This window comes from Pseudomonas sp. S37 (genome assembly GCF_016658545.1).
GTDB lineage: Bacteria > Pseudomonadota > Gammaproteobacteria > Pseudomonadales > Pseudomonadaceae > Aquipseudomonas.
Window position 1 is genome coordinate 1 of sequence record NZ_JACVZC010000199.1, and the last position, 4823, is coordinate 4823.

3 protein-coding genes are annotated in these 4823 nt (G+C 64.9%); 2 read left to right on the forward strand and 1 reads right to left on the reverse strand.

The genetic code is table 11. The annotated features are described in order from the left end of the window. Window positions 1–113 precede the first annotated feature (113 nt). Window positions 114–932, reverse strand: coding sequence for an IclR family transcriptional regulator (locus tag IAE39_RS28960; RefSeq protein WP_201207888.1), 819 nt, complete (start codon window positions 930–932; stop codon window positions 114–116). A gap of 220 nt (window positions 933–1152) precedes the next feature. On the opposite strand from IAE39_RS28960, the gene IAE39_RS28965 reads away from it, so the two are divergent. After that, window positions 1153–3237 carry a TonB-dependent receptor gene (locus IAE39_RS28965; RefSeq protein ID WP_201207889.1) on the forward strand — a complete coding sequence of 695 codons (2085 nt, stop codon included), beginning with the start codon at window positions 1153–1155 and terminating at the stop codon, window positions 3235–3237. 163 nt (window positions 3238–3400) lie between these two features. Further along, window positions 3401–4708: an NtaA/DmoA family FMN-dependent monooxygenase gene (locus tag IAE39_RS28970; RefSeq protein WP_201207890.1), complete on the forward strand. Its 1308-nt coding sequence runs from the start codon at window positions 3401–3403 to the stop codon at window positions 4706–4708. The last annotated feature ends 115 nt before the right edge of the window (window positions 4709–4823 follow it).

The window sequence follows — 4823 nt, forward strand, 5'->3', positions numbered from 1 at the left end:
ACCCGCTCCCACAAGGTCTGCAACACGCTTGCGGGCAGAGTTCTCTGCGCGACAGCGCAGCCCGGAGGGGCCGGGGTGATCTCCTACAGGAATCGCGCAAGCCTTCGAATAGTTTATTCCGGCAACACCGGCGCCGGCGCCCCCAGCATGCGCCCACCGGTTGCCTGATTGACCAGCCCGGCCTCGCGGAACAACGCCTGGCGATCTTCCGGCGTACGCAACTGCCCCAGGTCGGTCACCGTGGTCATCACGCAAACAATCTCCTGCTGTGCATCGAACACCGGCGCCGCCTGCCCTGTCACGCTGGACAGCAAATGGCTGGTGAGTTCAGCCCAGCAGTGCTGGCGAATCTGCTCCAGCACCTTGGCACTGGGCGGGGTGCCGCGAAAATGCGCCGGCTGCAGCTTGCGCGCGGCATCGATCGTCGCCTTGGGCAGGAACGCCTGGAAAATCAGCCCGCACGCCGTGTTGTCGATCGGCAGGATATCGCCCAGCGCCAGCGGGTTGATCGAGAAATAGGCACTGCGGTACCAGCGCACCAGGGTCGGCCCGCGGTCGGTCCAGATCGCCACCCCACCGCTGGCGGCATGCTGCTGGGCCAGGCCCTTCATGTGCCGGGCGGCAATTTCCACCGCATCCACACGCTTGAGCGCGCCAATGCCGATGCTGAGCGCAGCCGGGCCCAGGTCGTACAGCGCACTGGCCGGGTCCTGCCTGGCCAGCCCCTCCTTGACCAGGCTCTGCAGGTAACGGTGCGCGGTGGAACCGCCCGTGCCGGTACGCCGTGCCACCTCACCCAGGCTCAGTTCATTTTCCGCATTGGCCAGCACATTCAGGAACCGTGCAGCGATCGACACCGACTGGATGGTGCCGGAACGCTTCTCGCCCGGGCTCTCCGGCTCCGCGTCGGCGGGGGACTGCAAAGTGTTCAACGGGGCTATCTCCTCATTTCTGATTATCCGGCCAGGCGCCATCACGGTGGCCGGCAAGCGCGGCTGCCTATCATACCGCCAGCGGCACTGGCCTGGCGCGAGCGTTGGCAGGCGCAGACAACACCATACCACTTCGAGGAATAGATTCTTTATTGCGGAACGCAATGGCACCGTGATACCTTGCGGCGCAAACGAGGATCGTTCTCATTTGGAGGTTGTCTTGAAGTACCCCGCGCAACGCTCGCTCAGCCATGGATTCGGTGTGCTGACCCTGTCTACCCTGCTCGCCGCCCCCCATGCCCTGGCCGAACAGGCCGCCACTGCCGGCAACTCGCAGCTGGTGCTCAGCCCCGTGCTGGTCAGTGGCGAAAAGGTGGAGCGCGACCTGCGCAACACCGCCTCATCGGTGTCGGTGAAAAGTGCCAGCGAGATCGACAGCCTCAAGACCGGCAACGCCTCGGTGCACGAAGTGCTCAACGACGTGCCCAATGTGATCTACACCGACACGGTGGGCGCGCCGATCATCCGCGGGCAGGACACCCAGGGCCCGAACAACGGCGCCAACGTGTTCTGGGGCGGCACCGTGCCGCGCGCCACCATCAACCTTGACGGGCACTACCTGAACTACAACGAGATGTACTTCGGCGCACCGTCGGTGTGGGACGTGGACAGCATCGAGGTGTACCGGGGCCCGCAGACCACCAGCCAGGGTGCCAACGCCATCGCCGGTGCCATCGTGGTCAAGACCAAGGACCCGACCTTCACCCCCGAGACGGCCTACCAGGCCGAGATCGGCAGCTACCATTCGCGGCGCAGCTCGCTGGCGGTGTCCGGGCCACTGACCGACAACCTGGCCGGGCGCCTGGCGCTGGACTATTCGGCGCGCGACACTTTCATCGACTACACCAACCCGGCGTTTGCCAGCCACAATACCGACCAGGATTTCCGTGCGCTGAACCTGCGCGGCAAGTTGCTGTGGCTGCCCGAGGGGGTGCCCGGCCTGGGCCTTAAGTACACCTTCGCCCACGGCGACTCCAACCGCCCCACCCAGGAAGCGGCCTCGTACCCCTTCCACAAGCTGGACCACACCGGCGCCACCATGCCCAGCTGGCACCAGCAGAGCAACACGCACATCGTCGACGCGGACTATGAGCTGGACAACGGCATGAAGCTGTTCAACCAGACCCAGTACTCGCTGTCCAACGTGCACCGGGTCATTGGCGTACCCAATGGCGGCGACGCCGACATCCGCCAGAAGAACTTCTCCAATGAAACCCGCGTTACCTTCGGCGAGCAGCAGGACACGCTCAGCGGTATGGCCGGCCTGTACCTGGCGCGCACAGACTCGGACGAAATCCTCTACTACGGCGGCATCTCCGACTTCGACGACACCAAACGCAACCTGGGCCTGTTCGGCGAACTCAGCTACCGCCTCAATGACCGCTGGACCCTGACCACCGCCCTGCGCTTCCAACAGGACCAGATCCAGCGCAGCGGCACCTCACCGTTCGCCGCCGACGGCCTGGACTATGACAAAACCTTCACTGCGGTACTGCCCAAGGTCTCGCTGGCCTATGCCCTGACACCGGAGTGGACCGTTGGCGCCATGGTCAGCCGCGGCTACAACCCAGGTGGCGTGTCGCTGAACCTGAGCAGCAAGCGCTTCGAAGAATTCGACGACGAGCGCATGTGGAACTACGAGCTGTTTGCCCGCGCCAGCCTGCTGGACGACCGCCTGCACCTTAACGGCAACCTGTTCTACATGGACATGCAGGATGCGCAGTACAACATTCCGGTGGTGCTGGCATCCGGGCTGACCCAGTCATACACCATCAACGCCGAAAAGGCCCACGCCTATGGCATCGAGCTGTCGGCGGATTACCGCGTGCTGGACAACCTGACCCTCAAGGCCAGCGCCGGTGCCCTGCAAACCCGCATCGACGACATCGACGCCAACAACAGCTACGCCGGCAATGAATTCGCCCGTTCGCCTGGCTATACCGTCAGCTTCGGCCCGAGCTGGGACATCACCGACCGCCTCAACTTCAATGCCCAGGTGCGGCACATCGACGGTTACTACTCGGATGTGGCCAACACCAAAAGCTACGCCATCGACGGCTACACCGTGGCCGACGCGCGCATGAGCTACCGCTTCAGCAAGCAGGTGCAGGTGTACACCTACGTGAAGAACGTGTTCGACGAACGCACCGCCACCTACATGCAGACCAACCGCGGTATTGGCGGTATCGAAGCGAGCATGACCGAGCCACGCACCGTGGGCGTGGGCATCAAAGGCGCCTTCTGAATTTTGCGCCGTCTTTGTAGGAGCGGCCTTGTGTCGCGATCGGGCTGCACAGCAGCCCCAGCCATTTTGCATGTCGGCTGAAATCCTGGCCCGATCGCGACACAAGGCCGCGCCTACACAAAGCGATCGCGCAACCTCGTATAGCCCGCATCTGGAGACCCTGATGACACACCACAAAGGCCTGCACATCGGCATGTCGCTCGCCCCTACCTGGCTTAGCGGCGAAGGCTGGCGGCGCGCCGACAGCCGTGTCGAAACCCTGTTCGGCAGCGACTTCGCCATGGACATCGCGCGCCGCTCGGAAGCCGCGCACCTGGACTTCGTGTTCCGCCCCGACGTCAGTTGCGTGGTCGCCGACGCCCTGGCAAGCGGCTCGGGCTTCACCAGCCTCGACCCCACCGTGCTGCTGGCCGCCCTAACCCGCGAGACCCGCCATATCGGCCTGGTTTCCACGGTTTCGACCACCTTCTTCCCGCCCTACCTGGTCGCGCGCCAGCTGCAGTCGCTGAACTGGCTGAGCCAGGGCCGGGTGGGCTGGAACATCGTTACCGCCCTGCAAGGCCACGAAAACTTCGGCCTGGCAGCCATGCCCAGTGCCGAAGAACGCTACGCCCGCGCCGCCGAGTTCACCGAAGTGGTGCAACAACTGTGGCGCAGTTTCCCGCAACAGGCCCTGCGCATCGACCGCGAGAACGGCGTGTATGCCGACCCGGCGCAGGTGCAGCCGATCAACCACCAGGGTGACTTCCTGCAGGTGCAAGGCCCGCTCAACCTGCCCGAACAGGGGGCGCGCATTCCGCTGATCCAGGCAGGCGCATCCGACAGCGGCCGCGACTTCGCCGCCCGCGTGGCCGACATCGTGTTTGCCCCTACCCCCGACCAGGCCGCCGCTGCCGACCTGCGCCGCGACCTGTCGCGCCGTGCGCAACAGCATGGCCGCCAGGCCGATGACATTCGCCTGCTGCCAGGCCTGAGCCTGTACCTGGCGCCCACCCGCCAACAGGCGCGCGAACTGTTCATGGCCACCCACGCCCGGGTGGACAAGGCGCGCAAGTATGCTGCGATCGAGAAGATGATCGGCATCGACCTGGCCAACTGGCCGAGCGACCGCCGCATTCACGCCGCCGACCTGCCGCCGCTGCAGTTGCTGCCCGGTGCCAGCCGCACCCACGTAAACCTGTTGCGGCGGTTGATCGAGCGTGAGTCGCTGTTGCCTGACGAGCTTCTGATGCGCCCGGAGGTGCTGTCGGCGGCACACTGGCAGGTGATCGGCACGGTCGACGATGCCGTGGCCGAGATTGCCGACTGGGCGCAGGCCGGCGTGATGGATGGGTTCATCGCTGCGCCAGGGGGCTCGTTTGGTTCGGTGTACCGTTTTCTGGATGAAGTGGTGCCGCGGCTGGTGGAGTTGGGGTTGTTCCGCAGCCAGTACAGCGGGGCTACGTTTGCCGAGCATTTGCGCCGGTATTGATGGGCCCGATATGCCAAGGGGTGGATCAACTGTCTTGCCCAGCTCTCCTGCCCGGCACTGGCCTTTGTAGGAGCGGCCTTGTGTCGCGATGGGCTGCGCAGCAGCCCCAGGGTTT